Source organism: Leifsonia shinshuensis, from assembly GCF_014217625.1.
GTDB classification, from domain to species: domain Bacteria; phylum Actinomycetota; class Actinomycetes; order Actinomycetales; family Microbacteriaceae; genus Leifsonia; species Leifsonia shinshuensis_A.
This window is the reverse complement of record NZ_CP043641.1, coordinates 3,633,080-3,658,861: the sequence shown is the minus strand read 5'-3', so window position 1 is coordinate 3,658,861 and position 25,782 is coordinate 3,633,080. Positions and strand designations below refer to the sequence as shown.

General features: G+C 71.0%; 24 protein-coding genes. 6 read left to right on the top strand and 18 right to left on the bottom strand.

All coding sequences use genetic code 11. The features are described 5' to 3' along the window. Positions 1-14: 14 nt before the first annotated feature. Genes F1C12_RS17735 through F1C12_RS17715 form a run of 5 tightly spaced genes read right to left on the bottom strand, consistent with a single transcriptional unit; the run spans position 15 to position 4,404 of the window. Entirely contained in the window at positions 15-1,181 is a 1,167-nt protein-coding gene (locus tag F1C12_RS17735; RefSeq protein WP_185276200.1) for a M24 family metallopeptidase, read from the bottom strand. 22 nt (positions 1,182-1,203) lie between these two features. Next, a complete protein-coding gene (locus F1C12_RS17730) occupies positions 1,204-1,881 on the bottom strand; it encodes a 4-carboxy-4-hydroxy-2-oxoadipate aldolase/oxaloacetate decarboxylase (RefSeq protein WP_185276199.1) in 678 nt (225 codons plus the stop codon). A gap of 15 nt (positions 1,882-1,896) precedes the next feature. Next, positions 1,897-2,907, bottom strand: a complete 1,011-nt coding sequence (locus F1C12_RS17725) for a 5-oxoprolinase subunit C family protein (protein ID WP_185276198.1) — start codon at positions 2,905-2,907, stop codon at positions 1,897-1,899. Then, the gene (locus F1C12_RS17720; RefSeq protein WP_185276197.1) at positions 2,907-3,617 is read right to left on the bottom strand and encodes a 5-oxoprolinase subunit B family protein; all 711 of its coding nucleotides are present in this window, start codon (positions 3,615-3,617) and stop codon (positions 2,907-2,909) included. The genes F1C12_RS17725 and F1C12_RS17720 overlap by 1 nt, the downstream gene beginning before the upstream one ends. 4 nt (positions 3,618-3,621) lie before the next feature. Then, the gene (locus F1C12_RS17715; protein WP_185276196.1) at positions 3,622-4,404 is read right to left on the bottom strand and encodes a LamB/YcsF family protein; all 783 of its coding nucleotides are present in this window, start codon (positions 4,402-4,404) and stop codon (positions 3,622-3,624) included. A 129-nt stretch (positions 4,405-4,533) separates the two neighbouring features. Here F1C12_RS17715 and F1C12_RS17710 point away from each other — a divergent pair, with 129 nt between their 5' ends. Genes F1C12_RS17710 through F1C12_RS17700 form a run of 3 tightly spaced genes read left to right on the top strand, consistent with a single transcriptional unit; the run spans position 4,534 to position 7,208 of the window. Further along, the gene (locus F1C12_RS17710; RefSeq protein ID WP_185276195.1) at positions 4,534-5,448 is read left to right on the top strand and encodes a LysR substrate-binding domain-containing protein; all 915 of its coding nucleotides are present in this window, start codon (positions 4,534-4,536) and stop codon (positions 5,446-5,448) included. Between the two features lie 43 nt (positions 5,449-5,491). After that, complete coding sequence (locus F1C12_RS17705; protein WP_185276194.1) at positions 5,492-6,484, top strand: 2-hydroxyacid dehydrogenase; 993 nt, start codon at positions 5,492-5,494, stop codon at positions 6,482-6,484. A 19-nt stretch (positions 6,485-6,503) separates the two neighbouring features. Then, positions 6,504-7,208 (top strand): GntR family transcriptional regulator, encoded by a 705-nt coding sequence (locus tag F1C12_RS17700; RefSeq protein WP_185276193.1) that lies wholly within the window; start codon positions 6,504-6,506, stop codon positions 7,206-7,208. A gap of 4 nt (positions 7,209-7,212) precedes the next feature. On the opposite strand, the gene F1C12_RS17695 is transcribed toward F1C12_RS17700, so the two are convergent. The 11 genes from F1C12_RS17695 to nirD form a co-directional block, all read right to left on the bottom strand. Then, entirely contained in the window at positions 7,213-7,920 is a 708-nt protein-coding gene (locus F1C12_RS17695; protein WP_185276192.1) for an SDR family oxidoreductase, read from the bottom strand. Then, complete coding sequence (locus F1C12_RS17690) at positions 7,917-8,270, bottom strand: hypothetical protein (RefSeq protein WP_185276191.1); 354 nt, start codon at positions 8,268-8,270, stop codon at positions 7,917-7,919. The genes F1C12_RS17695 and F1C12_RS17690 overlap by 4 nt, the downstream gene beginning before the upstream one ends. 104 nt (positions 8,271-8,374) lie before the next feature. Continuing rightward, positions 8,375-8,722 carry a hypothetical protein gene (locus tag F1C12_RS17685; RefSeq protein WP_185276190.1) on the bottom strand — a complete coding sequence of 116 codons (348 nt, stop codon included), beginning with the start codon at positions 8,720-8,722 and terminating at the stop codon, positions 8,375-8,377. A gap of 18 nt (positions 8,723-8,740) precedes the next feature. Then, a complete protein-coding gene (gene gndA / locus F1C12_RS17680; protein ID WP_185276189.1) occupies positions 8,741-10,204 on the bottom strand; it encodes an NADP-dependent phosphogluconate dehydrogenase in 1,464 nt (487 codons plus the stop codon). Beyond that, positions 10,180-10,743 (bottom strand): gluconokinase, encoded by a 564-nt coding sequence (locus F1C12_RS17675; RefSeq protein WP_258045969.1) that lies wholly within the window; start codon positions 10,741-10,743, stop codon positions 10,180-10,182. Before F1C12_RS17675 ends, gndA begins: the two co-directional genes overlap by 25 nt. Then, the gene (locus F1C12_RS17670) at positions 10,743-11,507 is read right to left on the bottom strand and encodes an SDR family oxidoreductase (protein ID WP_185276188.1); all 765 of its coding nucleotides are present in this window, start codon (positions 11,505-11,507) and stop codon (positions 10,743-10,745) included. The genes F1C12_RS17675 and F1C12_RS17670 overlap by 1 nt, the downstream gene beginning before the upstream one ends. A 27-nt stretch (positions 11,508-11,534) precedes the next feature. Then, positions 11,535-12,584 carry a D-2-hydroxyacid dehydrogenase gene (locus F1C12_RS17665; RefSeq protein WP_185276187.1) on the bottom strand — a complete coding sequence of 350 codons (1,050 nt, stop codon included), beginning with the start codon at positions 12,582-12,584 and terminating at the stop codon, positions 11,535-11,537. Positions 12,585-12,590: 6 nt separating this feature from the next. Beyond that, positions 12,591-13,349, bottom strand: coding sequence for an SDR family oxidoreductase (locus tag F1C12_RS17660; protein WP_185276186.1), 759 nt, complete (start codon positions 13,347-13,349; stop codon positions 12,591-12,593). Between the two features lie 215 nt (positions 13,350-13,564). Then, the gene (locus F1C12_RS17655; RefSeq protein WP_185276185.1) at positions 13,565-14,947 is read right to left on the bottom strand and encodes an MFS transporter; all 1,383 of its coding nucleotides are present in this window, start codon (positions 14,945-14,947) and stop codon (positions 13,565-13,567) included. A gap of 1,249 nt (positions 14,948-16,196) precedes the next feature. After that, positions 16,197-16,928, bottom strand: coding sequence for a sirohydrochlorin chelatase (locus F1C12_RS17650; RefSeq protein ID WP_185276184.1), 732 nt, complete (start codon positions 16,926-16,928; stop codon positions 16,197-16,199). Between the two features lie 13 nt (positions 16,929-16,941). Continuing rightward, on the bottom strand, positions 16,942-17,313 hold the full coding sequence (gene nirD / locus F1C12_RS17645; protein WP_185276183.1) for a nitrite reductase small subunit NirD: 372 nt from the start codon (positions 17,311-17,313) through the stop codon (positions 16,942-16,944). A 218-nt stretch (positions 17,314-17,531) separates the two neighbouring features. Here nirD and nirB point away from each other — a divergent pair, with 218 nt between their 5' ends. From nirB to F1C12_RS17630, 3 genes are read left to right on the top strand one after another with little or no spacing between them, the layout of a single operon-like run. Next, complete coding sequence (nirB, locus tag F1C12_RS17640) at positions 17,532-20,129, top strand: nitrite reductase large subunit NirB (RefSeq protein WP_185276182.1); 2,598 nt, start codon at positions 17,532-17,534, stop codon at positions 20,127-20,129. Continuing rightward, positions 20,126-20,911 carry a uroporphyrinogen-III C-methyltransferase gene (gene cobA / locus F1C12_RS17635; protein ID WP_185276181.1) on the top strand — a complete coding sequence of 262 codons (786 nt, stop codon included), beginning with the start codon at positions 20,126-20,128 and terminating at the stop codon, positions 20,909-20,911. The genes nirB and cobA overlap by 4 nt, the downstream gene beginning before the upstream one ends. A 1-nt stretch (position 20,912) precedes the next feature. Beyond that, the gene (locus F1C12_RS17630) at positions 20,913-22,037 is read left to right on the top strand and encodes a uroporphyrinogen-III synthase (RefSeq protein ID WP_185276180.1); all 1,125 of its coding nucleotides are present in this window, start codon (positions 20,913-20,915) and stop codon (positions 22,035-22,037) included. 113 nt (positions 22,038-22,150) lie between these two features. Here F1C12_RS17630 and F1C12_RS17625 read toward each other — a convergent pair whose 3' ends face one another. Both F1C12_RS17625 and F1C12_RS17620 read right to left on the bottom strand, forming a co-directional pair. Then, positions 22,151-23,719 (bottom strand): FAD-dependent oxidoreductase, encoded by a 1,569-nt coding sequence (locus F1C12_RS17625; protein WP_185276179.1) that lies wholly within the window; start codon positions 23,717-23,719, stop codon positions 22,151-22,153. Further along, positions 23,716-25,755, bottom strand: coding sequence for a molybdopterin oxidoreductase family protein (locus F1C12_RS17620; RefSeq protein WP_258045968.1), 2,040 nt, complete (start codon positions 25,753-25,755; stop codon positions 23,716-23,718). The genes F1C12_RS17625 and F1C12_RS17620 overlap by 4 nt, the downstream gene beginning before the upstream one ends. Positions 25,756-25,782 lie beyond the last annotated feature (27 nt).

Below are 25,782 nucleotides of genomic sequence, written 5' to 3'. Positions count from 1 at the left end.
GCTGTGCCTCGCCTTCAGTAGAGCTCGATCATCCGCAGCGGCACGACGTTGAGCACGTCGTTCCCCTCCGGCGTGATGAGGACGGTCGTCTGATACGCGACGGGTGCGGACCCGTCGCCCGGCAGGGAGGCCCGGACCGAGACGACCGAGCCCTCCTGCAGCACGTCGCGCGAGCCGGCCGAGAGGAACGGCCGGCTCACACCGGTGCCGAGTCCATAGCCGACACTCTGGGCCGCGACGTCGTCCGGCACGCGGCCGCCGACCGCCGACCGGAAGGCGGACTGCAGCTCGGCGCCGGTCGCCCCCGGCTTCGCGGCGTCGATGACCGCTCGCAGCGCGTCCGTCAGGAGCGACGCCCGCGACCGCAGGCCGGCGTCCGGCTCCGACAGCACGACAGTCGTCCCGGCGGCGCCGGCATAGCACTCGCTGAGCGGGTAGATCGCGAACGGCAGGGGCTCACGTCGATCGAGCACGCCGCTCTCCCGCCTGCGTCCCAGAAGCACGGCGACCGACGCGTGAGGATAGGAGGAGTCCACGGTCAGGCCGGCGTCGTCCTCGAGCGGGCTCCACCAGCCGCTGCCGCCTGCGGAGCGCAGCGAACGGTCGACGTTGCGGACGATCTCCAGCACCCGGAGCTCCGGGTGCAGGCGGTCCACGGTCGCGGTGTACCCGATGTCCGCCAGGTTCGCCGCCTGCCTCAGCCGCCGCAGCTCGTCGTCATCGCGCACCCGGGAGGCCGCCTCGATGATGCTGTCGGCGTCGGTCAGCAGGGAGCGTGGCCGGGTGTCCGACAGGACATGTCGGTAGCTTCCCGCGCTGCGCATCTCCACCGCACCGCGGGAGAGCGAGCCGGAGCTCGGCTTGCACGACGCGTCGCGCACGAGCCTCTCCCGCTCCGCACGCGATCCCGGTCCCGATCGCCAGGCCTTCACCGTGCCGCGGAATCCAGAGTCCTGCACGGAGTGCAGGTCGGTGTCGGCGACGAGCAGTGTCACCGTGCCGTCGGCGGAGAGGATGACGGCCGTGCCGACGCCGCTGAACGGCCGGATGTCGACGTCGGTCAGGTAGGCGACCGCGGCCGGCGAGTCCGCGACCAGGAAGTCGCGCTCCGATCGCAGCATCTCCGCGACGACGCGTTCCCGTCGGCGGTCCACGGCGACCGCCTCGATCGTGCTCGACATGGTAATCCTCTCCGGATCGGTGTCAGACCTCGACGACCAGGCCCTTGGTCTTGAGCTTCTCCACGAGCCCGTGCAGCTCGACGACCGAGCCCTCCTGCGCCCGGTGCCGGGCGCGGAGCACGTCCTCGTTGTCCTCGCGCTGCTGGCACAGGTCGATGACCGCCTCGGCCTCGGCCTTGCGGACGACGACGATGCCGTCGGCGTCGCCCTTGAGGATGTCGCCCGGGTACACGAGCTGACCGCCGACGACCAGCGGCTCGTTGACGGTTCCGAGCGTCTCCTTGACGGTGCCCTCGATGCTCACCGAGCCGGAGAAGACCGGGAAGCCCATCGCGCGGATGTCGTTGCTGTCGCGAACACCCGAGTCCGTGACGAATGCCGCCAGACCCTTGGATTGCGCGGCGGTCGCGAGCACGTCGCCGAACGAGCCGGAGTGCGCCAGCTCGCCCGCCGCCACGACGACGACGTCGCCGGGCGCGGCGTACGAGATGCCGACCTGGACCATGATGTTGTCGCCGGGGCTCGCCTGCACGGTCACGGCCGGCCCGCAGAACTCCATCGAGTCCGCGAGCGGCTTGATCCGGTGGGACAGGGCGCCTTTGCGGCCCTGGGCCTCGTGGATGGTCGCGGCCGAGAAGACGCCGAGCCGGGCGACGATGTCCGCGTCGGGCCGCTCGATGCTGGTGCGCACGTGGATCATGGGATTCGATCTCCTTCAGTTGGTGCTGATCAGTTCGGTCTGTGACAGATCGCCGACGCCGAGGTCGTCGATCCCGTTCTCGCGCAGCGCGTTCCAGCAGTGCTGGCGGAACCGCTCCACGGCGAGATGCTGCTCGAGGTGGGTCTGGGTGGCCGCGTCGAGGGTCGAGCGGCGGAAACGGACGATGTCGCCCGGACGCAACTGCGCCACACGGTCCAGCCCAGCGCCGGTGACCACGGCGAGGACGGGATAGCCCGCCGTCACGCCGCGTCCGCGGTGCAGCAGGAGCAGGTCGGTGGTCGACGGCACCTCGATCGCGCCGACCGGGACGCCGCGTGAGAGCACTTCCCCTGTCGTCTCGCGGTGCGGCGGCCGGCCGGAGAGCCTGAGGCCGACGTGGTTGCTGCGCGCCCCGACGGAGAAGACGTCGCTGTACAGGAGGGCCGCGCTCGCGCCGAACTCCTCCAGGTCGGGGCCGTCGGTGACCGGGATGACCGGCCGGCTGTCGTATGCGGTCGCCGGGACGTCGAAGCTGAACACGGCGCCGCCGAGGAAGGGGTTCGTCGGCACGGCGCAGCCGTGGCCCTGCTCCGGGATGTCGTCGCCCGCCGTCAGCCGGATCCCGAACCCGATCATGCTGTCCGGTGCGCAGCTGCCGAGCAGCGTCGGCGCTTGCAGTCCGCCGTGCACGGCGATGTAGGCGCGCAGTCCGCGACCGAGGACGCGGACGCTCACCGTCCAGCCCGCGCGGACGCTCAGCGGCGTGCGCATGGGGCTGAGCATCCCGTCGACGCGCACCTCGACATCCGCTCCGGTGACGGAGACGAGCTGGTCCGAGTCGCAGACGAAGACGAGCTCGCTCGCGGTGAGCTCGATCAGTGCAGCGTTGTCGGCGTTGCCGACGAGGATGTTGGCCGTGCGTGCCGACAGCTGGTCGAGCGCTCCGTTGACGGAGAGGCCCAGAGACGGGCCCTGGAATCGCCCGAGGTCGGTGACGGCGGCGAAGCCCGCGGCGAGGATCTGCATCAGGCGGCCAGCTCCCAGAGGTGCACGCCCGCGTACGCGTCCCACTCGGACGCGTCGATGGCGGTGAAGCGGATGATGTCGCCCGGCCGGTACGGCACGAGGGTCGGCGTGGAGCGATCCATGATCTCGACGGGGCTGAGACCGATCAACCGCCACCCGCTCGGAGCGCGCACCGGCCCGATCACTCCCTGCTTGCCGGCCACCGAGATCGCGTTCGGCGGGACCTCGAGCCGGGGATCGGCCAGCCGAGGGATCGGACGGCTGAATGCCGGACCGTCGACCATGCACGACGCGGCGGGACCGCCCAGGCAGCGCACCGTCCGCTCTTCGAGTGTGTGGAGCGCGATGACCTCCGCCTCCGTGATGCCCAGGTGGTCGGCGACGAAGCCGAGGTCGGGGCCGAACTCGCCGCCGTACACGACGGGGAGCGTGAAGCGGGTCGGCAGGTGGCTCCCGGCCTGCTCGCCGTCGAGAGCGTCCCGCGCCATCAGGCGCAGCAGCGGTTCGAGCGATGCGAAGTTCTGGCAGCTGGCGTCGAACTCCACCAGCAGCGAGTCGTACGTCGGCACCGAGCCGTACACGCCGGCCACCGGGTTCTCGCCGAGCCAGTCGGCGACCCGGTGGACGACGCTCCACTGCTCGTCGTCGGTCGCGTCGTCGACGATCAGGCGGAGTGCGGCTTCGCCGCACGGGAGGATCCTGAGCTTCATCGCGTCAGGCCGCTCTGCTCGCGAGGGCATCCTTGAACGGCGCCAGCTCGACCCCGGAGGCGACGAGCTCGGAGCGTACCCGGTGCGCGAGCTCGAGCGCGTGGTCGCCGTCGCCGTGCAGCAGGATCGAGTCCAGCTCCACCGGGATAACGGTGCCCGCGCGAGTGACGATCGTCCCCTCGTGGACCATGCGGAGGGTGCGCGCGACGATCTCGTCGACGTCGTGGAGCACGGCGCCCGGGAGGCTGCGCGGCGTCAGCGTGCCGTCCTCCTCGTAGCTGCGGTCGATGGCGGCGACCATCGCGATCCGGACGCCGCGCTCGGCGGCTGCCTTCTCCACCTCGCCCGGCTGGGTCACGACGATGATCGACGGGTCGAACAGCGCGACGGCGTCGACGATCGCGCGTGCGTAGTCCGGGCGCGTGATGACGAGGTTGCCCAGCCGGCCGTGCGGGCAGAGGTGCGTGACGGAGGTGCCGTGCGCGGAGGCGAAGGCCGAGAGAGCGCCCAGCTGATAGAGGGTGTCCGTGCGCACCTGCTCCTCGGTGAGGTCCATCGCGCGTCGTCCGAACCCGACGAGGTCGGGGAAGCTGGGATGTGCGCCGACGGCCACTCCGCGCTCGACACATTCCCGGACGGTCTGATCCATCACCTGCGGGTCGCCGGCGTGGAAACCGCACGCGACGTTGGCCGAGGTGACGATGCGCAGCAGCTCCTCGTCATTGCCCATCGTGTAAGCGCCGAAGCTCTCACCGAGATCCGCGAGGAGATCGATCGTCGTGGCCATGTGAATGCACCTTTCCTGCTGTTGCTTCGGTTTCCAGCTAACCCGCAGGACTCGGCCCACCGCTAATACGCAGATCGAATGGAGGTATAGCTCGGGCTTATGGATTCCTGAGTACGATCGACTTTCAAGATGGACACCCGGAGACTCGCCTACTACGTCACAATCGTGGATTGCGGCACGATCACGCGTGCCGCCGAGATCCTTCACATCGCCCAGCCGGCGCTGAGCCAGCACGTCTCGGCCCTCGAGAACGAATTCGGCCAGCAGCTGCTGATCCGCAGCCGCAAGGGCGTGGTTCCGACCGCCGCGGGGCGTTCCCTCTACCGCTACGCTCAAGGCATCCTGCGTCTCGAGGAGTCCGCCCGCGACGAGATCAACAGCGAGGCCTCCAGCCCGGCAGGAGCGGTGACGATCGGGCTCGCCGCCTACAGCCTCGCCTCCACGCTCGTCGTCCCGATCCTGCAGACGATCCGCTCCCGCTATCCCCGGATCGTCACCCGCGTGGTCGAGTCACTGACCGTCATCCACAGCCAAGCGCTCAAGATGGGGCAGGTCGACGCCGCGATCATCTACGACCCCGGGCTCGTCCGCGGAGTGCGCTTCGAGCGGTTCGCCGTGGACGAGCTCTGCCTGGTCGCGCCGCTCTGGCTGGAGCTGCCCGGCGCGACCGACGACGAGGTGCCGCTGCACTCGCTCGGCTCCCTCGAATTCATGCTCCCCAACCGCACGCACACCATGCGCAAGCTGCTCGAGCAGAACTTCAACCAGGCCGGGATCGAGCTCGACGTCGTGATCGAGATGGACCACAGCCGGCCGCTCAACGATGCCATCCAGCTCGGCCTCGGCGTCACCGTCCTGCCCCGCGCGGTCGCCGAGGCCACCTTCCCGCGCGACCAGTTCTCGATCCGCCGCATCGTCGAGCCCACCATGACTCTGACGCTGGCGCTCGCGACCCCCGATCACCACCCGCTCTCGGCCGCCGCCGAAGCGGTCGTCGAGGTGCTCCGCGAGGTCGTCGTCAAGCAGCACCCCGACTCGCCCTGACCCGGGCCGGGCACCGTTCACCACCACGTCCAGGAGGACCACCATGCCCTATCGCGTCGCAGTCACCCGCGCGTTCGCCGAGCCCGACGGCACCACCATCTTCGGCGACATCGGCCTCGACCGGCTGACGGAGGCGGGGATCGAATGGCAGACCCTCGCGGCCCCGTCCTCCCGCATTGACGCACACGAGCTCGACGGCTTCGACGCCGTGCTCGTGCTCGGGGGCGAGCGCTTCGACGCGGAGTCCATCCCCGCGGGAGGACGGTTGCGCCATGTGGCCCGGTTCGGAGTCGGGTACGACGCCGTGGACATCGACGCGTGCGCGGCCGCCGGGATCACGGTGACCAACACTCCGGAGGCGGTCCGCCGTCCGATGGCCGACACCGCCCTGACGCTGCTGTTCGCGCTGGCGCACAACCTCCTCATCAAGGACGAGCTGGTGCGCACCGGGCGCTGGAACGAGCGCTCCGACTGGCGAGGGCAAGGCCTCCAGGGTCGCACCGTCGGAATCGTCGGCCTCGGCAGCATCGGGCTCGAGACCGCGCGACTGCTGCGCGCGCTCGGCATCACCGTCGCGGCGTACAACCGTTCGCCCAAGACGGCGGAGGCCGGCGATCTCGGAATCACGATGCTCCCGCTCGACGAGCTGCTCGCCGTGTCGGATTATGTCGTCGTCACCGTCGCAGCGGCTCCCGGAACGCACGGGCTGATCGGAGAACGCGAGCTCGGGCTCATGAAGCCGAGCGCGTTCCTCATCAACATCGCGCGCGGCAGCGTGGTCGACGAGGCCGCGCTGATCGACGCACTCCGCACCCATCGCATCGCGGGCGCGGGACTGGACGTCTTCGAGCAGGAGCCCCTGCCGCAGGACAGCCCGCTCACCGGGCTTCCGAACGTCGTGCTGGCGCCGCACTCGCTGTGCTGGACGGACGATTTCACCGCGTCGGTGTCGGCAAGCCTCCGCGAGGCGGTCGTCAACATCAGCCAGGGCCGCCAGCCGCGTCACGCCGTGCGGCCGCGGGCGGTGAGCGCCTGACGCTCGATAATATATATAGATGCAGCTCGAAGACCTCGCCCTGTCCCGACGCGTCCGCCGCGCGGGACTGAGGGAGGAGGTCTATGACGCTCTGCTGGAGCTGCTGATCGAGAACCGCATCGACGAGGGATCCCCGCTGCGTGTGGAGTCCGTCTCGAGGCTCCTGGACGTCTCCCCTACACCTGTCCGCGAAGCGCTGGTCCAGCTCGAGTCCACCGGCCTGGTCAGCTACGTCGCGAACAAGGGCTACAGCGTGGCACCCCGGCTCACCCCCGAGGACATCGTCGAGCTCATGGACGCACGCACCGTGCTGGAGACGGCCGCCGCCGCCCGCGCCGCGACGGCGGCCGACGACGACGCGATCGCCACTCTGCGCCGGCTGATCGAGGAGCAGACCGCCGCCGCACGCGCGGTGGAGTCCGCGGACGAGGCCGAGCACACGGCCGCCGTGCGCGCGTACCTCCGGCTCGACCACGCCTTCCACGACACGATCTTCGCCGCCAGCGGCAACATGCACCTGCACGCGCTGGCCCAGCGCCTCGACGCCCAATCGCAGCGGGCCCGCCAATCCTTCCGCTACGGCGTCTCGGACGCCCAGGAGGCGCTGGCGGAGCACGCCGCCATCGCGGTGGCCATCGGCGCGCACGACCCGGTCGCGTCGGAGACGGCGATGCGGGAGCACCTCCGAGGCGTCCTCGCGCGGTCGCTCGCCGACGCGGCCTAGGCGCTCATTCCCTCCGCGGCCGGACCGACACGTCCACCAGCTGTGCGTCCGATCCGAGGTCGACGATCGTGCGGACGGTCCGCGCGATCGACTCGGGGTCGATGTACGCGCCCGTCTCGAACGGGCGACCCGCCTTGCGGAGGTCGCCGGCCAGCATCGCCGTCTCGGTCGGTCCCGGGAAGACCGATGCGACACGCACCCGGCGGTCCAGCTCCTCGGCACGGAGCCCGTCGGCCATCGCCTTGAGCGCGTGCTTCGTCGCGGAGTAGAGGGTGTGACCGCCGTACGAACGCAAGCCCGCCCCCGAGTTGATGAAGATCACCTGCCCCGTCGACTCCCGCAGCAACGGCAGCGCGAACCGGGTGACCTCCCCGGGGACCACGACGTTGAGCTCGAGCTGGCGCCGCCATTCGGCCGCGTCGGCGTCCTCGACCGTGAAGCGCGAGCTCATCGCGGCGGAGTGCACGAGAACGTCGAGGCGGTCGAGCGAGCGGATCAGCCGGGCCATTGAATCCAGGTCGAGAAGGTCGGCGAGCGTGGCGCGGATGTTGTCGACCTCGCCGAGGGACTGCAGAGAGGGGATGTCGCGACCGACGGCAATGACCGTGTGGTCCAGTGCGAGGGCTCGCGCGATGGCCCCGCCGATACCACCCGTGGCACCCGTGACGAGAGCGACCGGGCGATCTTCTTGTCGGTTCCTGTCGACGTTCATGCGGCGAGACCCGTTTCCGTCTCGCCGGCTTCGCTCCACGGGCAGCGGGTCACTTCCTGCACTGTCAGCGGCTCTGCGACCACCCAGCTGGCGCCCGACCCGGGCGCGAAGTCGCACACCATCCCGGACCGCAGATACACAAGGGAGTCGTCGCCGTCGAACTCGACGACAGCTGAACCGCGCAGAACCGCGAACGGTCCTGCCGGCACCGGCTGACGTCCGGGCGGCGCTGTGACCGTCCTCCCCACGCCCGGCTCGTTTCCGACATTCACGCCGGACGCCGTACCGCCGAGGGCGACGATGTACGATGTCGCGCGCACGATTCGCGGCCGGTCCTGCAGCTCGATCATGATTCCCCTCTCCACAATTCACGCTAGAACCGATGGCTTCCCCGCGGGGGCTTCCGAGCATCGCCGTTCGCTATGACGGGATAGCGGAACCGCGTCGAGCAGCATCAGGACACGTGCCTGCGCGGCCGGAAGGGACGGATGGAGCGAACTCGGCCGTCTCCTGCCGATGTGCCCGTGGGCTCGTCGGCGTGCTGCTTGAACACGAAGGAGGCTTCCGTGACCGGAAGGTACTCGATCGTCTCGGACACCGCCCAGCGCGTCATCGAAGCCGACGGGAGGCGACAGATCGACCCGCGCCGGACGAAGACGACCGCGTCCTGGTCTTCTGACTCGATCATCGCCCGCCCGCGGAGGACGACGAATGCGGCGCCCTCTTCGATGCGGGAGTGGACGCCGACCGCGAGGGTCGTGGCAGAAACCTCACGCGGGTCGAGGCCGGGGCTGCCGTCCATGCGAGGGCTCCTTCGTCATCAGTGGCCGGAGCCTTCGGTTTCGATCTCGCTGCGGTCGCCTGACCACAGCGTGTGGAAGACGCCGTCCTTGTCGACGCGCTTGTAGGTGTGCGCGCCGAAGAAGTCGCGCTGGCCCTGCACGAGCGCGGCCGGGAGGTGGGTGGAGGCCAGCGAGTCGTAGTACGACAGCGCCGAGCCGAAGCCGGGGACCGGGACGCCGGAGAGCGCGGCGGTGGCGACGATGCGGCGCCAGGCGGCCTCGCCCTCGCGGACGGCGTCGGCGAAGTAGGGCGCCTCCAGCAGGGTGGCGATGTCGGGGTTCTCGTCGTAGGCGTCGGCGATCCGGTTCAGGAACTGGGCGCGGATGATGCAGCCGCCGCGCCAGATCTTGGCGATCTTGTCCTTGTTGATGTTCCAGCCGTACTTCTCAGCCCCCGCGATGATCGCGTCGAAGCCCTGCGCGTACGCGACGACCTTGGACGCGTACAGCGCCTTCGACACGTCGTCGGCGAACGCGGCCACGTCCGCGGCCTTCTGCACCTCGGGACGGGAGGTGATGGTCGCCTGCACGGCCGCGCGCTGGGCGGGCTTGGAGGAGACGGCGCGGGCGAAGACGGCCTCGGCGATGCCGCCGACCGGGATGCCCAGGTCGAGCGCGTTCTGCACCGTCCAGACACCGGTGCCCTTCGAGCCGGCCTGGTCCAGGACGATGTCCACGAACGGCTTGCCGGTCTCCGCGTCCACCTGGCGCAGCACCTCGGCGGTGATCTCGATCAGATACGACTCCAGGTAACCCGTGTTCCACTCCGCGAACACATCCGCGATCTGCGCCGGCTCCAGGCCCCCGACGGTGCGGAGCAGGTCGTACGCCTCGGCGATGAGCTGCATGTCGGCGTACTCGATGCCGTTGTGGATCATCTTCACGAAGTGACCGGCGCCGTCGGTGCCGACATGGGTGACACAGGGCTCACCCTCCGCGACCGCGGCGATCGACGCCAGGATCGGCCCCAGGGTCTCGTACGACTCCGCCGAACCGCCCGGCATGATCGAGGGACCGTTCAGCGCGCCCTCCTCGCCGCCGGAGATGCCCGCGCCGACGAAGTGGATGCCGGTCGGCGCGATCCGCTTCTCACGCTCGATGGTGTCGTGGAAGTTCGCGTTGCCACCGTCGACGATGATGTCGCCCGGCTCGAACCGCTCCACCAGCTGGTCGATCACCGCATCCGTGCCGCGGCCGGCCTGCACCATGATGATCGCGGTCCGCGGCTTGGAGAGCGAGGCGACGAACTCGTCGATCTGCTCCGAGGAGACGAACCCGGCCTCCGGATGCGCGTCCACCAACTCCTCGGTGCGTGCGTAGGTCCGGTTGAAGACGGCGACGGTGTTGCCCTCGCGCGAAGCGAGGTTACGGGCCAGATTCGACCCCATCACAGCCAGACCGACGACCCCGATATTGGCTAACTGATGACTGCTGTCGCCCATGACGACCTTTCTGAGGATTCGATGGTGAGAACGACGGATTCGACCAATTCGTCGACCGGCCGCTCGATGTCGAGCACGATCCCGCGCTCGTCGTCGGCCAGCGGCTCCAGGATGCGCAGCTGGCTGTCCAGCAGGGTGGCCGGCATGTAGTGATCGGCCCGCGCCGCCATTCGCTCATGGATGAGGTCGCGGTCGCCCTGCGCGTGGACGAAGACGGTACGCGGCGCCTCCCAGCGGATGACGTCGCGGTAGATGCGTTTGAGCGCCGAGCACGCGATCACGAGGCCACGGTCGGTGTGGTCGCTGAGGGTGCGGCCGATGTCGGCCAGCCACGGCCAGCGGTCGGCGTCCTCGAGCGGGATCCCGCCCGCCATCTTGGCGACGTTTGCCGCCGGGTGCAGGTCGTCGCCGTCGATGAAGTGCACACCCAGCCGCTGCGCGAGTGCCGCCCCCACAGTGCTCTTGCCGCAGCCGGAGACTCCCATGATCACGACCAGCGGTGCAGCCGACAGCTGTGCTGTCGTGTCCGGATCGCCCATCAGACGACGACCGTCATGCCGCCATCGACGAACAGCACCTGTCCGTTGACGTAGTCCGAGGCAGTCGAAGCGAAGAACACCGCGGGTCCCGCGAGGTCGGCGGTCGTCCCCCACCGTCTCGCCGGGGTGCGGCCGAGGATCCAGGAGTTGAACTCCGGATCGTCGACCAGCTTCTGGGTCATCTCGGTGTGGATGTAGCCCGGGGCGATCGCGTTGATCTGGAGCCCGGAACCGGCCCATTCGGCCGTCATCGCGCGGGTCAGGTTGCGCAGCGCGCCCTTCGCCGCCGTGTAGGGGCCGATGGTGACTCGCGCCAGGTCGGTCTGCACCGAGCAGATGTTGATGATCTTCCCTGCGCCGCGCGCCAGCATCGCGCGGGCGACCGTCCGGCCGACGAGGAACGCGCCCGTGACGTCGATGTCGATGACCCGGCGCCAGTCCTGCAGACTCACATCGACCAGAGGCTCGCGATGCTGGATGCCCGCGTTGTTGACCAGCACGTCGATGCCTCCGGTCGACTTCTCGATCGCGGCGACGGAAGCCGCCACCGCGGCCTCGTCGGTGATGTCGAACGCGGACGCGAGGACTCGTGCCTGGCCGTACTTCGCGGCGAGGGCATCGCGGGCGGCGTCGAGCCGGATCTGATCGACGCCGTTGAGCACGATCGTGGCACCTGCGGCAGCGAGGCCGTCCGCGATGCTGTTGCCGATGCCCCGGCTCGACCCGGTGACGAGGGCGGTGCGGCCGGTGAGGTCGAAAGTCATGTTTCGCTCCAGAGGTGACGGTGCAGGTCAGTAGAACTCGACGGTGTCGACGCGGTTGCGCAGCGGCCGCCCGTCCAGAAGCCGGCCGGCGTTGTCCGCGAACAGCTCGGCGATCCGGCGTTCCTCCCCGGCGTCCAGGGCAGCCGTGTGCGGGCTGACCAGCACATCGGAACGCGACCACAGCGGGCTCGACTCCGGCAGCGGCTCCACCTCGAAGACGTCCAGGGCAGCGAAGCCGGCGCGGCCGGCCTTCAGCGCCTCCACGAGCGCGGTCTCATCGACCACGTTCCCACGGCCCACGTTCACGACCGTCGCGCCGCCCGTGAGCGCCGCGAAGAACTCGGCGCCCAGGAGGTGGTGGGTCGCGTCGGTACCAGGGAGGGTGTTGACCACCGCGTCCAGCGACGGCGCATGCGCCACGATGTCGTCTGGGCGCACGATCCGGTCGACTCCGTCGACCTCCACATCCCGGCGGCTGACGCCCAGTACGGTGGCACCGAGGTCGCTGAGCCGTCGCGCGACGACCGCCCCGATCCCGCCGAGGCCGAGCACGAGAATGGTCTGGCCGGCAACCTGGCGCATCTCCCAGCGCCCGCTCCACTCGCGGTCGCGCTGCTGCGCGATCAGCCGCGCCAGATCCTTCGCCCCCGCGAGCACGCCGAACACGGCGAACTCGGCCAGGGGGCCGCCGTGGACGCCAGCGGACGTCGTGAAGGCCACGCGCGCGAGGTCCGCCGCCGACAGTCCGGCGGCCTTCACCTGGCCGCCGCCGCCCGCTGCCATCGTGTGCACCCAGCGCAGCCCCGCGTTCGCCGCGACCGTCCGGGACAACGCGGCCGGGTCGACATCGGGGATGCCGTAGAGGGCGTCAGCGGAGTCCAACAGGACCTCGAATCGCCGCTGCTGCTCAGGCGTCCGCCGGAAGTCCGGGTCACCGGAGTAGTCCGCAGCCCACCGCATCGGCGCGACCAGGCTGGCGTCGCGCACCAACTCGATCCGCGGCTCGGTGGCCTCGATGAGGGCGTGGAGCTCGTCCGTCAGGGGCGCGGCGACAGCGACGCGCAGACGTGTTGACACCGTCGATCAGTCCTCGGTCCGGCGGTCGAAGGTCAGGCCTCCCGGCACCTGGAAAGTCGGCATGATCTCGATCAGGCCGACGTTCACGTGCCGCGGCGCGTCGATCGCGAACGCGATCGCGTTCACCACGTCCTCCGTGGTGAGCGACTCGTAGCCCTCGAAGTAGGTGGCGTGCGCCTGCGCGATGTCCTCGGGGGTTCCGCCCGAGTTGCGCGCGAAGATCTCCGTCTCCACACGGCCTGGGGAGATCTCCGTCACGCGCACCCGCTTGCCGAGGGTGTCGTTCCGCAGCTGCCTGGACAGCTGGTGGATGGCGGCCTTCGTGGCGTGATAGGCGGTGTGGCCGAAGAAGTTGTAGTGGCCGGCGATGGAGCTGATCGTGACGACGTGGCCTCGATCGCGCGCGACCATCCCGGGCAGCACGAGTCGGGAGAGATGCAGCACCGCCCCGAGGTTCACCTCGATCATGTCGTCGATGTCGTCGCGGGTCGCGTCCAGGACGTTCCCGTTGCGGGAGACGCCGCCGACGTTGGCGAGCACGTCGATCTCCAGCCCCGAGAGGGTCGCTTCGAGGGCGTCGGTGTCGCGCAGGTCGGCCACGTGGCCGACGGCGCCGGTGCGCTCCTCGAGCTCCGCGAGCCGCTCTGCGTTCCGCGCCACTGCGTGCACGGTGAGACCGTGCTCGCGGAAGCGCTCGACGAGCGCGGCGCCGATCCCCGAGGTCGCCCCCGTCACGAGGGCCGTCGAATAGTCGCCGAACGTCACATCTACTCCTGTCGATCGAATGCTCGTAAACCACGGTAAGCGCCGCGTGAACGCTCCGACCACCGATCGGCATTCGCATCCGCTATGGACTCATAGCAAGGCCCGGTGGCCCACGGGACGGCGCTGCTTCCTTCACAGCAGCAGGGCGGCCGACGGTGTCGAGGACACCGCGCGGCCGCCCTGACGGACGGATGCGCACATGCGCGCCTGGGCGACTAGTCCGTAGCGAGCCCGGCGGCGGCGCGGGTCGGGATCGCGGTCGCCGCGGTGACCGCGTCCTTCTCGCGCTCGGTCTGCTGCAACTCGTCGACCTCCTTCAGCGTGTACTTGCGGGTCTCCTTGGCGGTGAGCGCCGAGATCACTGCGCAGAGCATGAAGCCGAGAGCGACCACGGACGGACCGACCCACCCTCTGAGATCGGGACCCGCCAACGCCGTCGAAAGGACAGGGCCGAGAGCACCGGAGAGGGCGAAGCCGATCTGGGTGCCGATGGCAAGCCCGGACACGCGCACCCGGCTGGGGAACATCTCCGCGAAGAACGAGGGCCAGGCTGCGTTGACCATCGAGTAGAAGAGGGAGTAGTTGATGATGGCCAGCGGGTACATCAACGCCCAGTTGCCGGTCGTGACAGACCAGAGGTACGGCGCCATCGTGACACCGGCGCCGATGGCTCCAGCGAGGAACATCGTCCTGCGACCGAGCTTGTCGACCAGGAATCCGGACAGCGGCGTGATCGCGAGGGCCACGATGGACGCCACCGCCTGCATCAGCAGGAAGGAGGGCTTGTCCAGCTTGTATCCGGTCGTGCCGAAGGCGACCGAGTAGGTCTGCATCATGTAGCTCACGCCCGCCACGAGCGCGCAGAACACGATCCGGACGATCGCCCGCCAGTGGTAGCGGACGGCCTGGTGCAGTGGTGCGATGTTGACCTTGACCGACTGGGTCTCGATGAACGCCGGCGGCTCCGACAAGTGGCGACGGATGAAGTAGGCGACGACCACGACGACGGCAGAGAACCAGAACGGGAGCCGCCATCCCCAGGTCAGCAGCTGCTCCGACGGCATGGCGGAGATCGGGATGAAGACCAGGAGCGTGAGAAGCGTGCCGGAGGATGCGCCGAGGGTCGTGAAGCTGGTGAGGAATCCCCGGCGGCTCTCGGGAGCGTGCTCCAGGCTCATCGTGATGGAGCTGGGCTGTTCGCCGGAGAGGCAGAGTCCCTGGATGACGCGAAGAAGAATGAGCAGGATCGGAGCAAGAGCGCCGACCTGGGAGTAGGTCGGAAGGCAGCCGACCAGGAAGGTGCAGCCGCCGATGCCGAACAGCGTGACCAGCATCACGAACTTGCGGCCGAAACGGTCCCCCATCGGCCCGAGGATCAAAGACCCGAGCGGCCGGACGAAGTAGCCCACCGCAAACGTGACCATGGCGAGCAGGACGCTGACTCCCTGGGGCAGCTCGGGCGAGAAGAACAGGACATTCAGCACCAGCGCCGCCGACGTGCCGTAAACGGCGAAGTCGTAGTACTCGAGCATGGTGCCCGTCCAGCCGGCGATCGCGGCCTTGACTGGCGTCTTCTTGGGAAGTGCGATTTGGGTCATTTCGTCTCCATTGGCGATGGGTGAACAGCGGCCGGCCGGTACGAGTCGGGTGCGGAAAGATCTCTGTGTGGAGGATCCGGCAGGTCCTGCTGTGAGCTGTCTCGCATGACGGTCGAGTGCTCGTACGGCCACGATAAGCGTCGGATGCCGTCGGCGAACCTCCTCCGGCATTCACATCCGCTATGGAGCCATAGCGAGGCTTGGTGGAACAGGTATCGCCTGCGACGGAGGGGCGCCTGGAACCACCCGACGAGGGAGGTCAACCCAGCGCCATCCCCGAGAAGAGACGCTCGAGAAGTCTCGGATCGCCGCCCGTCGTGAGCTCGCACGAGCATCCCGCACCGACCCGACGCGAGCTTCGACCGCGAGCGAGGCTCCCTCGCCTTCCCTGCGCCACTGACTCGGACCCTGGATTAGGCCGTCCTCAGCCCTGAGGCCACGACCGCAAGACCGGGTCGACTCGCGCCCGCCAGGGTTGCGTCAACAGCGTGGTACCAGACGATCGCCACGCCCAGGGCGTCGGCCTGTTGCTGCGCCACCGGTCGAACTCCCCCTCGCACGAAGATCAACGCCTGCCGGCCATCGGAGGTCGCTAGCACTTGTACCGATTCGTCCAAGCCCTCCTGGTCAGGACAGTGACGGCTGTGTATCCGGCCGCTTCGATGATCGATTGAGCCATATCGGGCTCGCTGGCGGGCTTCACGGGACTCCGCCCGGCTCCGGAACCTGTCAAGAGTTGACGGTTTCTGTCCTCCATATTGAGGACACGGCCCGGTGACCCGTACTGTGGTGTTCACCCAAGGGATGCCCGGCCGACGTGGAAACGCATTCAATTCGGATACGTCTCAACCCGACACTGATCGGCCGGCATCCCCAGGGCACTCACGAGTGCGTGCCGCGCGTCCGGGCGTATTGGTGGCATGTCCGAGGATGCACGACAACTCGCCAGGGACGCTATCTTCCGCTCCCCGAGCGGCGTGATCTCTCGTCGATGGCCGCCTACCGCAATGCGTGGACCTCCCAGCAACCGGCCGATCCAGTGCGCGCGATCACGAGAACGTGAGACTCGCAACGGGCGATCAGGACGAGACACGCACTCAGCCCAAGGAAGAACATCAGCGCGCCTGCGCTCGGTTTCCGGATCGGACACTGCGCCTCTTCTCGTCATCGCCGGCCTCATCTCGTCATCGCCCGTCGGGGTGACCGCGAGGCAGAAAATGCGGCCGGAGGGCGCTCTGCGTAGCTCTCGTTACGCCCCGTGAATCGAAGCAGCGTCGACGAGGCTCCTGTCGAGGGAGGCCCGCTCCACGACGAGCTCCACGATTCCCGCGGGTGTGGAGTCGGCCGTGAGGAGCGGCGCCGTCACGAGGTCGGCGCCGGATTTCCGGGCCAGTGATGCGAAGAAGCCGGGAGCGAGCAGGTAGCTTGCGACGACCACCCGCGCGCCAGCCGCGAGTCGGCGCGCTTCCTTGACGGCGCTCGGAAGCGCCGGGTCCGCGGACGAGATGAACCCGATCGAGACGGCCGAGTCGAGTCGCGCTCCCAGCAGGTCCGCCGTGCGGCTGCAGTCGGCGACGGCACGCGCATCGGACGAGCCTGCAGCGGCGAGCACGACCAGGTCTGTCGGGCGGTGACCGGCCTCACGAAGTCGGTCGGCGAGCGCGTCGACCAATCGCGGGTCCGGACCGAGGGCGGCGGTCACGACCGTGGGCAGGGGCGACGCCTCGGCGGCCTGCGCCAGGTCCACGTAGACGTGGTAGCCGGCGGACAGCAGGAGGGGGACGATCACGGCGCGGTCTGCTTCCCCGGAGCGTGCCGCGGCCCCCAGCGCCGACGGCACGTCGGGCTGCTCGACGTCCACATGGCAACCCACCACCTCGACCGGGAGGGCGGCTGCGACCGCCTCGACGAGACGGCGCACGGCGGCACGGCCCTCCGGTGACGAGGTGCCGTGGGACGCGGCGAGAACGACGTCCCTCACCGGGCGGACTCCGTCACGGGCTCTCCAGTTCGATCTCGATGAAGCCGCCCACGATGCGCGTACGGAACGTGTGCAGGGCTAGTGACGGGTCGGTGAAGCAATCGCCGGTGCCGAGGTCGTAGACCTCCTTGTGCAGCGGGGAGGCGACCGTCGGCCGGTCGCCGCGCGAGCCGACGATGCCGCGCGCCATCACGGGTGCACCGTTCGCCGGGTCCTCGTGGGCGACCGCGTAGACCTCCCGCGGCCCGAGCAGGAACAGCGCGATCTGGCGCATGCGGAGGAGAACGGCCTCACCCCACGATGGCTCCAAGTCATCGACCCGACAGGCCCGCACCCAGTCTGCGCGGGCGGCATCGGTGTGCCGGAGAGTCTGCGTGATCGTCATGCGACGACGCTACGGGAAGCGTGTTTCGGGAGGCCGCCCGCCGTGTTACCCCTCTGTGAATCCCGGCTCACACCCCGCGCCCGGCCGTGTGCAGGCGGTGTTAACGCGCGGTTACACAGCCGAAACGGCGGGGAAACCCCCTGCTTCTACGCTCGAAAGGCACCGGCCGGGGAACCGGCGGTGCGGCGGCAGCCGCTGGACACGGAAGGGGCGCCCGCATGACGAGACGACGCACAGTGATCGTAGGAGGCGGCCCTGCCGCGCACCGGCTGGTCGACGCACTCGTGTCGCGGGGCGCCGAAGGGGCCGATGCGCGATCCATCGTGGTCGTCGCCGAGGAGCCGTACCTGCCGTACGACCGCGTCCAACTCAGCAAGCGCCTTGCCGACGGCGAAGCGGACCTCACCTTGGAGCCGGCCTCGCACTGGGAGGACGCGGCCGTGGAGCTGCGGGTCGGGGAGGCCGTCACTGCGATCGACCGCACCGCGAAGAGCGTGACGACCTCCGCCGGCGCGGTGCTGCGCTACGACGACCTCGTGCTCGCCACCGGCTCGTCCGCTCCGGTCCCCGACATCCCCGGCGCCGAGGCGAGCCGGGTCTACCGCACGATCGACGACGTCGACGCGCTGGTGGCCGAGGTCGCCGACCTGCGTGAGCGGCTCGGCCGTGCGCCGCGGGTCGCGGTCGCGGGCGGCGGCCTGCTCGGGCTGGAGGCCGCCGGCGGAGTGGCTGCGCTCGGCGCAGAGGCCGTGATCATCCACTCCGGCGGCTGGCTGATGTCCGCCCAGCTGGACGAAGGCGCGGGGCAGGCGCTCGGGAGGCTGATCTCCGCGCGCGGGATCGACCTCCACCTTGGCACCCGGCCGCGCGAGATCGTGCTCGGCGCCGACGGGCTGCCGACCTCCGTGCGCTGCGCCGACGGGCGCACGGTCCCCGCCGACGTCGTCGTGTTCGCTATCGGCATCCGGGCGCGCGACGAGCTCGCCCGGGACGCGGGGATCGAGACGGCAGAGCGCGGCGGCGTCGTGGTGGACGAAGCATGCCGAACCTCCGATCCCGCGGTCTGGGCGATCGGCGAGGTCGCCGCGATCGACGGCCGGACCATCGGCCTGGTCGCTCCGGCCAACGCGATGGCCGAGACGGTCGCCGACCGGCTGCTCGGCGGCGACGCGACCTTCACGACCGTGGACGACGCGACCAAGCTCAAGCTCTCCGGGGTGGATGTCGCCAGCTTCGGTGACGCCTTCGCGCGCGAGCCCGGGTCACTGGAGATCGTCTACGCAGACCCGGCGCGCGGCCTCTACCAGAAGCTCGTCGTCAGCGACGACGCGAAGACCCTGCTCGGCGGGGTGTTCGTCGGAGACGCCTCGCCCTACGCCGGCCTCCGCCCGCTGCTCGGCCGCGAGCTCGACGCCGAGCCGGCCGCGTATCTCGCCGCGGCCGGCGCCGAGCCGCCCGCGGGCGGGGCGCTGCCCGACGACGCGTTCGTCTGCTCGTGCAACAACGTGACCGCCGGCACCGTCCGGGAGGCCGTCGGCGACGGCTGCCACGACCTCGGCGAGCTCAAGACGTGCACCCGCGCCGGCACCCAGTGCGGCTCGTGCGTGCCGCTGGTGAAGAAGCTGCTGGAGGCCGAGCTCACCGCCTCCGGCGCCACCGTCTCGCACGCGCTCTGCGAGCACTTCGAGCTGTCCAGGCAGGAGCTGTTCGAGTCCGTCCGGGTCCTCGGCCTGACCAGCTGGGAGGATACCATCGCCCGGCTCGGCCGCGGTCGCGGCTGCGACATCTGCAAGCCGGCGGTCGGCTCCATCCTCGCCAGCCAGCACAGCGCCTACCCGCTGGACGGGGGCCGCGGTCCGCTGCAGGACACCAACGACCGCGCGCTCGCGAACATGCAGAAGGACGGCACCTACTCGGTCGTCCCGCGCATCCCCGGCGGCGAGATCACCCCGCAGAAGCTCGCGGTGATCGCCCAGGTCGCCACCGACTTCGGCCTCTACACGAAGATCACCGGCGGCCAGCGCATCGACATGTTCGGCGCCCGCCTCGACCAGCTCCCGGACATCTGGAAGCGCCTGGTCGACGCGGGCTTCGAGTCCGGCCAGGCCTACGGCAAGGCGCTGCGGAACGTGAAGAGCTGCGTCGGCTCCACCTGGTGCCGCTACGGTGTCCAGGACTCGGTCGGCATGGCGGTCTCGCTGGAGCTGCGCTACCGGGGCCTGCGCGCCCCGCACAAGTTCAAGTTCGGCGTCTCGGGCTGCGCCCGCGAGTGCGCAGAGGCGCGCAGCAAGGACGTCGGCGTGATCGCGACCGACAAAGGCTGGAACCTCTACGTCGGGGGCAACGGCGGCTTCCAGCCCGCGCACGCGCAGCTCCTCGCCTCCGACCTCGACGACGAGACGCTGGTGCGGTACATCGACCGCTACCTCATGTACTACATCCGCACAGCCGACCGGCTTCAGCGCACGGCCCGCTGGATGGAGGACCTCGACGGCGGCGTCGACCACGTCCGCGAGGTCGTCGTGGAGGACTCCCTGGGCCTCGGCGCCGAACTGGAGGGGGCGATGGCGAAGCACATCGACACCTACGAGGACGAGTGGGCGGCGACCCTGCGCGACCCGGAGCGGCTGCGCCGGTTCCGGTCGTTCGTGAACGCGCCGACCGAGCCCGATCCGTCGATCGCGCGGGTCGAGGAGCGCGGACAGCTCCGGCCGGCCACCGCCGAGGAGCGCGCGGCGGGCGCGGTGCTGGTGGCGGGCGCGACGATCCCGGTTCGCGGCGCAGTGACGGCCGCAGCGGAAGGAGACACCCCATGACCCACCCGATCCGGACCGGCTCCGTGACCCTGGTCGGCGGCGGCCCCGGCGACGCGGACCTCCTCACCGTGGCTGCCGTACGCGCACTCGCGGCAGCGGATGTCGTGCTCTACGACCGCCTCGCCCCCCACGAAACGCTCGCCGAGCTCGCGCCCGGAGCCGAGCTGATCGATGTCGGCAAGCGGCCGGGGCACCATCCCATCCCGCAGGACGAGATCGAGCGGCTGCTGGTCGCACACGCATCGCAGGGGGCGGCGGTCGTGCGGCTGAAGGGCGGCGACCCGTTCGTCTTCGGCCGCGGCGGCGAAGAGGTGGAGGCGTGCCGGCGCGCTGGCGTCCCGGTCAGCGTCATCCCGGGAGTCACGAGCGCGGTCGCGGTCCCCGCGGCGGCCGGCATCCCCGTGACGCACCGGCGCGCATCCCGCATGTTCACGGTCGTCTCCGGCCACGCGCCGCTCTCGCCTGCCGAGCTGGAGCACCTCGCGGGCCTGGGCGGCACCATCGTCATCCTGATGGGGATCACCAACCTGCCATCGATCACCGCGGGCCTGGCGCGCTTCGGGATGGCCCCGGACATGCCGGTCGCGGTCATCGAGCAGGGCTACTCCGCCCGGCAGCGGACCACCTTCGGCGAGTTGCGGACGATCCTGACCGAGTCGGTTCAGGCCGGGGTCGGCTCGCCGGCGGTCGTCGTGATCGGCGAGGTCGTCGGCCTCGCTCGCGGAGGGAACGTGGACGCGACGGCGGCACTGGCCGACGCGGCCGCGGTGGCCGGAGGCTGACATGGGTGACGAACGCGTCGCGGCCTTCCGCCCGGACCAGCTCGCCGGGTTCCGGATCGGCGTGACGAGCGACCGCCGCTCGGCCGACCTGATCGACGCGTTCGAACGGCGCGGGGCGGCCGTGCTGCACGCGCCGACCGTGCACATGCAGCACGCCGAGGACGACGCGCCCGTGATCCAGGACACCGAGCGGATCATCGCAGCGTCGCCCGACGTGCTGCTGGCCACGACGAGCTACGGGATGCGGCGCTGGTTCGAGGTCGCCGACTCGGCCGGCCTCGGCGAGGAGCTCCAGCGTGCGCTCGCGGAGTCGACCATCCTGGTGCGCGGTCCGAAGGCGCGCGGCGCGGTGCGGGCGGCAGGGCTCGACGACGCGGGGATGAGCGACGAGGAGACCACGGCCTCCCTCGTATCGAAAGTGATCGCGGAGTTCCCGCCGGGCATCACGGTGGCCGTCCAGCTCCACGGTCAGACCGACGTCGGCCAGCTTCAGCGGCTGCAGGAGGCCGGCGATCGGGTGCTCACAGTCGCGCCGTACACCTGGTCGGTGGCCGAGGACGACGACGAGCGCGCGACCCGGCTCGTGGACGCGATCGCCGCCCGGCAGCTCGACTGCGTGACCTTCACCAGCGCGCCCGCGGTCGACGGGCTGCTGATCGCCGCTCTCGCGCGGGGGCGGCACGCGGAGGTGCTGGAAGCGTTCCGCACGGACGTGGTCGCCGCGAGCGTCGGGCCGGTGACGTCCGCCCCGTTGCTCGGCGCGGGGATCGAGCCGTTGCAGCCGGACCGGTACCGGATGGGCGCGCTCATCCGGCTGGTCTGCGAGGCGCTCGAGGCGGAGTCGACCCGCCGGGTGAGCACGCGGCATGGCGAGGTCGAGCTGCGTGGAAGCGTGGCGGTGGTGGCCGGGAGGCCCGTCCGGCTGACCCCGACGGCGCTGTCGCTCTTCCGGGCACTGGTGGCGGCCCAGGGTGCGGTCGTGTCGCGCCGAGAGCTCTCCGTCGCCCTCGACGGCGGCTGCGACGAGCACGCGATGGAGGTCTCGCTCAGCCGCCTCCGGCAGAGCCTCGACACCCCGGGCCTGGTGGCCACCGTCGTCAAACGCGGCTACCGTCTCGACGTCTGACCCCGCGCCCCGTCCACAACTCCGGAGACCTGTGTCGGCGGCACCCCGTTCTCCGGAGCTACGGACGAATCGAACGGGTTCCACAGCGAGTCTCCGGAGTCGGCGACAGTTCTCTACCCGACGGGCGCGGCCGCCAGGATGGCCGCGATCCGCCCCTTGCAGCCGCCGCAGCCGGTCCCGGCGCGCGTGCAGCGGCCCACGGCCTCCACGGTGTCGCAACCGTCGGCGACCGCGTCGCCGATGCGGCCGGCGGTGACGCCGTTGCACCAGCAGACCGTCGCGTCCGGGCCGAGCGGGTCCTCCACGGCGACGGCTCCCGCGTCGGCGGCGTCCAGTCGCAGCAGTGCGGACGGCTCGGCCGGCAGCGCCGCGCCGCGCTCGAACAACAGAGTCAGTTCAGCGCCGGCCTGCGGGAGGCCGACCGAGACGAATCCGGTCAGCACGCCCTCCCGCACGACCGTCTTCAGATAGCACCCCCGGGCCGGGTCCAGCCACACGGTCACCTCGGCGTCGGCGTCCCACGGCTCCGCCGCGTGGTCCCCGCCCGCGACGACGTCGATCCCGGTCGCCTTGAGCATCACCGCGGTCGGTCGCTCGTGGAGGGCGACCGCCGCCTCGGCCCCGGCCACCGCTCCCGCCGCCTCCGCCCGGAGCCGCCGGGCCAGCGCCGCCGCCTGCCGCCAGCCGGGCCCGATCAGCCCGCTCGGCGCGCCCGGCACCCGGCCCGACGCGTCCGCGTCCTCCGGCGCCGCCACCTGCGCGCAGTCACCGATAGCGAACACGTCCGGGTCGCTCCAGCTGCGCAGCTCCTCGTCGACGAGCACGCCGGCCGAGCACGCCAGCCCCGCGGCGAGCGCGAGCTCCACCCGCGGGCCGACGCCGCAGGACAGCACGAGGAGGTCTCCGGGGATGTAGGTGCCGTCCGCGCAGCCGACGCCGTCGAAGACCCGGCCGCCCTCGGTGTCGCGGAAGCCGATGCTCTCGGCGCGCGCGTGCGCGGCCATCCCGACGCCGGCGGTCCGCACGGCGCGGGCGAGCATGCGCCCTCCCGCCTCGTCGAGGTTGCGGGCCATCGGGGTCGGGCCGTGGTGGACGACGACCACCTGGGCGCCGTGCTCGGCGGCGAGCAGGGCGAACTCCATGCCGAGCACCCCGGCGCCCAGCACGACGATCGCGCCTCCGGCCGCCACGACGGGAGCGACGGAGTCGGCGTCGGCCACGTCGCGGAGGGCGACGACACCGCCCGGGAGGGGCCGCCTGCCCCGGTCGACGTCGGCTCCCGGCGCGGCGTCCCGCTCGCGCCGGGTGCGCTCGAGGCCGTCGAGCGTCGGGATGTTCGCGCGGGACCCGGTGGCCAGCACCAGCCGGTCGTAGGGCAGCTCGTCGCCGCCGGAGGTGAGCACCCGCTGCCGCACCCGGTCGATGGTGACGGCGGTCTCGGCGAGGCGGATGTCCGCCCCGGCCGCCCGCGCGGCCTCCGTGTCGGTGACGTCGAGCCGGTCGCGGGCCGCGACGCCCACCGCGTACTCGGCGACGAGCACCCGGTTGTAGGCGTCCTCGTCCTCGGCTCCGAGGGCGACGAGAGAGGCTTCCCCGGCCGCGACGGCGGGCAGCACCTCCTCCACGAAGCGCGCGCCGACGGGCCCGTAGCCGACGAGGACGATGCGCAGCGGTCTGGTCATGCGCCGGCCTCGACCGTCACCAGCGTGCGCTTGAACTCCGGCATCGCCGAGATCGGGTCGACCGCGGCCTCCGTCAGCAGGTTGGCGCACTGCCGTCCAGCGAAATGGAACGGCAGGAACACCGTGTCGATCCGGATCCCGGCTGTCAGCAGTGCCGTGGCCTCGACGCTCCCGCGCGCGTTTCGGATCAGCACCGGCTCCCCGTCGCCGATCCCGAGCCGGGCGGCCGTGGCGGGGTGCAGCTCGGCGCGCGCACGCGGCTGCGCGGTGACGAGCTCCGGCACGCGTCGGGTCTGCGCGCCCGACTGGTAGTGCTCCAGCAGGCGGCCGGTGATCAGCGTCAGCTCGCCGACCTCCCGTCCGGTCTCCAGAGCGCGCGGGCGGACGGCGACCAGGCGCGCCCTCCCGTCCGGATGGCCGAACCGCTCCAGGAACAGCCGCGGCGTCCCCGTCGATCCCGCGGGGTAGGGCCAGTGCGCGGCCACGTCGTCGGCGAGCTGCGCGTCGAGCAGTGCGTGGCTGAGCCCCGAGTAGTCGGCCGCGCCTCCCGCCGACGCGCGCGCCAGCTCGTCGAAGACCTCCGCCGGGGACGTCGGCCACACCGACGGCGCCCCCAACCGCTGCGCGAGGTCGGCGAGGATGTCCAGCTCGCTCCGCACCCCCGTCGGCGGGTCGAGGGCGCGACGGCGGCGCAGCACGCGGCCCTCCAGATTCGTCATGGTCCCCTCCTCCTCGGCCCACTGCGTGACCGGGAGCACCACGTCGGCGAGCTCCGCCGTCTCCGACAGGACGAAGTCGCAGACGACCAGCAGGTCGAGCGCATCCAGGCCCGCGCGCACGGCTGCCGCGTCCGGCCCGGAGACGACCACGTTGGAGCCGTGCACCAGCAATGCGCGAACTCCGTCCGGCCGGCCGAGCATCCCGAGCAGCTCGACCGCGGGCACGCCCGGGCCGGGGAGGACGCCGGGGTCGACGCCCCAGACGGCGGCGACGGCCGCACGGTCGGCCGGGTCGGCGATCGAGCGGTAGCCGGGAAGCTGGTCGCACTTCTGCCCGTGCTCGCGGCCGCCCTGACCGTTGCCCTGCCCGGTCAGCGTGCCGTAGCCCGAGCCGGGGCGTCCGACGAGGCCAAGGACGAGCGCGAGGTTGATCGCGGCCGTCGCGGTGTCCGTCCCGTCGACGTGCTGCTCGACTCCGCGGCCGGTGAGGATGTAGGTGCCGCGGCCGCGGGCGAGCCGGCGGGCGACCTCCCGGAGCTGGGCGACCGGGATGCCGGTGTGCTCCTGCACGCGCTCGGGCCACCACGCCGAGACGCTGCGGCGGACCGCGTCGAACCCGATGGTCCGCGCTCCCAGGTAGTCGAGGTCGGCCAGGCCTTCGGCGAGCACGATATGGGTCAGCCCGAGCAGCACCACCAAGTCGGCGCCCGGCGCCGGCGCGAGGTGCATTCCGCCACCCTCCGCCGTGAGCTGCGCGGTCTGCGAGCGCCGCGGGTCCACGACGATGAGGCCGCCGGCCGCTCGCACGCCGGCCAGGTGGCCGATGAACGGGGGCATCGTGGCCGCGACGTTCGATCCGAGCAGCAGGATGGCGTCCGCGTCGTCGAGGTCGGTCACCGGGAACGGCATCCCCCGGTCGATCCCGAATGCCCGCTTGCCGGCGGCCGCGGCCGACGCCATGCAGAACCGGCCGTTGTAGTCGATGCGGGAGGTCGCCAGAGCCAGGCGGGCGAACTTGCCGAGCAGGTAGGCCTTCTCGTTGGTGAGCCCGCCGCCGCCGAAGACCGCGACCGCGTCGGGGCCGTCCTGGTGGCGGATGGCGCTGAGGCGCGAGGCGATCAGGGTGAACGCCTCCTCCCACGCGGCGGGTCGCAACTCGCCGTCGCGCCGGATGAGCGGGGTGGTCAGCCGGCCGGGCGTCGCCAGGAGCTCGGCGGAGGTCCAGCCCTTCTTGCAGAGGCCGCCCCGGTTGGTCGGGAACATCCGGCCGCTCACGGTCACCGGTGTCGCTGCGTCAGGCGGGGGCGTGAGTGTCATGGCGCACTGAAGCGCGCAGTACGGGCA